Annotated in this window: 1 protein-coding gene; it reads left to right on the forward strand. The window is 64.6% G+C overall.

Features of this window, described 5'->3' with window-relative positions; genetic code table 11:
• Positions 1-19: 19 nt before the first annotated feature.
• On the forward strand, positions 20-260 hold a 241-nt coding region (locus SB775_RS30910), incomplete at its 3' end, for a hypothetical protein (protein ID WP_410865083.1).

The following is a 260-nucleotide window of genomic DNA, read 5'->3' on the forward strand; positions in this document are numbered from 1 at the left end:
GGACGAGGCTTCGGTGGCGTTGGCTGCCGCGCTGGTGGCGCAACGTGCAGGCGATGCCGGCGTGGCGGAGCAGGCCGTGGAAGCAGTCTCCTCCAACGAGTTCGTGATGAAGAACCGCGTTCCGCGGGAACTCCTTGCCGTAGTGCGTTCCGAACAAGCGCGGATTGAAGGTGACACGGAGAAGGCGATTGTGTTGCTCGCACCCTACATGGACGACGCTTCGCGCTTCCAGACCCGCGTCGCCGCGATGGAGGCCTATC

This window comes from Peribacillus sp. SIMBA_075, assembly GCF_046534585.1.